The 2,455-nt window shown below is 70.1% G+C and carries 2 protein-coding genes; one reads left to right on the plus strand and one right to left on the minus strand.

Translation table 11 applies throughout. The features are described from left to right. Positions 1–984, minus strand: a 984-nt coding sequence (gene xseA, locus HUK82_RS15975; protein ID WP_176614877.1) for an exodeoxyribonuclease VII large subunit, incomplete at its 3' end; no start/stop codon positions are given. Between the two features lie 84 nt (positions 985–1,068). On the opposite strand from xseA, the gene purD reads away from it, so the two are divergent. Further along, positions 1,069–2,358 (plus strand): phosphoribosylamine--glycine ligase, encoded by a 1,290-nt coding sequence (gene purD, locus HUK82_RS15980; protein WP_176614878.1) that lies wholly within the window; start codon positions 1,069–1,071, stop codon positions 2,356–2,358. Positions 2,359–2,455: the final 97 nt, after the last annotated feature.

Consider the following 2,455-nt stretch of genomic DNA (forward strand, 5'->3'; position numbering starts at 1 on the left):
GTCGAGTCGCATCCGCGCCGTGTCCAGCAGACGCGGCAGGTCCGGCAGGCGCCCCCCTGCGCGTTCGAGGCGCATCCGCAGCCCCTGCATCACACGCCCCAGGCCGTTGTCCAGCCGCGCCGCACGGTGGGCCAGATCAGCCAGCAGTTCGGCGCGCATCGGCACCGCCATCTCGGCCGCCGCGGTCGGCGTCGGCGCGCGACGGTCGGAGACGAAGTCGATCAGCGTCGTGTCGGTCTCATGCCCGACCGCCGAGATAAGCGGGATCCGGCAGGCAGCGGCGGCGCGCAGGACGCTTTCGTCGTTGAACGCCATCAGGTCTTCCAGCGACCCGCCGCCACGCGCGACGATCAGCACGTCCGGGCGCGGAACGGCACCCCCCGGACGCAGGGCATCGAACCCGGCAATGGCCACCGCGATCTGGGCCGCCGCCCCCTCCCCCTGCACCGCGACGGGCCAGATAAGCAGGGAACGGGGAAACCGACGGCTGACGGTCGTGCGAATATCGTGCAGCACTGCGCCCTGTGCCGAGGTGACCACCCCGATCAGGCGCGGCAGGAACGGGATCGCGCGCTTCCGGGCAGCGTCGAACAGGCCCTCTTCGGCCAGTCGCAGGCGCAGACGCTCGATCCGGGCCAGCAGCGCGCCCTCGCCCGCGTATTCCATCCGATCGATGACCAGCTGGTATGACGAGCGCTCGCCATAGGCCGAGATCCGGCCGCTCGCGATGATCTCCAGACCGTTCTCCGGCACAAGGCCGAGGCGCGAGACCGAGCCGCGCCAGACCACCGACGCGATCTTGCCCCCCTCGTCCTTGAGCGAGAAATACAGGTGTCCGGACGGATAGCGTTTGAATTCGGTGATCTCGCCGCGCACGCGCACGCGTCCGAACGCCCCTTCAAGCGTGCGTTTGATGGCGCCGGAGATTTCCGACACCGTATAGTCGGGCACGTTACCCGGTCCGCTGCTTGCCTGTTCGTCCATCCGTGCAGTGTATGCTACACAGCGCACGACTGAAACAGGGGGTGTGACCGCGACGACGCGGCACCGGAGACGAAAGGATCATCGATGCGGGTTCTGCTGGTCGGATCGGGGGGACGGGAACATGCGCTGGCCGAGGCGATCGCGCGCTCGCCCGCCCTGAACGCCCTCTTCATCGCACCCGGCAACCCCGGCATGGAAGGACTGGGCACCTGCGTCGCCATCGCGGCCGACGACGTGCCGGGACTGATCTCCTTCGCGGTCGAACACGGAATCGAGCTGATCGTCCCAGGCCCCGAGGCGCCGCTGGTCGCGGGTCTGGCCGATGCGTGCGCGTCGGTCAACATTCCCTGCGCCGGGCCGCTTCAGGCCGCCGCCGCACTGGAGGGCAGCAAGACCTTCACCAAGGAAATCTGCGACGCGGCCCGCATCCCGACCGCGCGCTGGGAACGGTTCGAGGACGCCGACGCGGCGATCGCCTTCGTCCGCCGCCGGGGTGCCCCGATCGTGATCAAGGCCGATGGCCTGGCCGCCGGCAAGGGCGTGGTCGTTGCCCAGACCGTGGCGGAGGCGGAAGCCGCCATCGACGCCATCATGCGCGACAAGGCCCTGGGTGCCGCCGGGCACGCCGTGGTGATCGAGGAGTGTCTCACCGGTGACGAGGTCTCACTGTTCGCGTTCTGCGCGGACGAAACCGCCGTGCTGATCGGGGCGGCGCAGGACCACAAACGCATCGGCGACGGCGACACCGGCCCGAACACCGGCGGCATGGGGGCGATCTCCCCCCCTCCGGGTTTCGACCGCGCCGCGCAGGAGGCCGCGCTGGACGTCTTCGTCCGTCCGATGCTGGTCGAAATGGTGCGTCGCGGCACGCCGTTCCGGGGCATCATCTTCGCGGGCCTGATGCTGACGGCCGACGGCGCGCGTCTGATCGAATACAATGTCCGCTTCGGCGACCCGGAAGCGCAGACGCTGTTGATCCGGCTGCGCTCGGACCTGCTGCCGGCGTTGCAGGCGCTGGCACTCGGCACGCTCGACGACGTCGCCATCGATTTTTCCGACGACGCCTCCGCCACAATCGTGATCGCGGCGCGCGGCTATCCGGGGAAGCCTGTGACCGGCACGGTCATCGGCGGGCTCGACGCCGTCGCCGCCACGCCAGGCGTGCACCTGTTCCAGGCCGGTACCGCGCGCGATGCGAACGGGGATATCGTCGGCGCGGGGGGGCGCGTTCTGGGCATCAGCGCGGCCGCGCCCACACTGCGCGCGGCCGTCGACATCGCCTATGACGGTGTCGCGCGGTTGCGCTGGGACGATGCGGTCTGGCGCCGCGATATCGGTGCCCGCGCGCTCGCGGCGACCGCCCCGCACGGCTGACGCGTCTCCGAACCCGCGACTGAAAAGGCCAGACGCGATGCGCAACCCCGTCCGCAGCAGTCTCGCCGCGTCCGTCCTCAGTCTGGTCGGAAGCCTT

The organism is Ameyamaea chiangmaiensis (assembly GCF_013376175.1).
Lineage (GTDB): Bacteria > Pseudomonadota > Alphaproteobacteria > Acetobacterales > Acetobacteraceae > Ameyamaea > Ameyamaea chiangmaiensis.

What these genes read in the sequence shown, in the direction of transcription:
- purD (WP_176614878.1), top strand. Translation starts at nt 1,069, where the DNA reads ATGCGGGTTCTGCTGGTCGGATCGGGGGGACGGGAACATGCGCTGGCC.